We start from the raw sequence: 284 nt of genomic DNA on the forward strand, positions 1-284 counted from the left end.
GTCGCGGCGGTCGCCCCCGCCGGCTGCCCCTCGGAGGAAGCCGCCCGGGAAGCCGCCTGGGAAGGGGACGGGGACGAGGACTGGGGCTGTGATGTCGGCGACACTTCTCCCGCCGCCTTCGGCTTCGCGCGCAGCGAGCTGATCGACCAGTAGAGGCCGAGGGCGCCGAGCAGCAGCGCCAGCTCCGGGATCTCGAAGATCGCGAAGAAGAAGCCCCACATGCCCGAGAGGATCGCGTACCGCGCCCGTCGCTGCGCCGGGTCCGTCGGCCCCCAGCGGATGCC

General features: G+C 73.2%; 1 pseudogene. It reads right to left on the minus strand.

The features are described 5' to 3' along the window. A pseudogene (locus CCN56_RS43795) lies at positions 1-284 on the minus strand (hypothetical protein); the annotation flags it as partial.

This window comes from Streptomyces sp. NRRL B-24572 (assembly GCF_002156145.1).
Lineage (GTDB): Bacteria > Actinomycetota > Actinomycetes > Streptomycetales > Streptomycetaceae > Streptomyces > Streptomyces vietnamensis.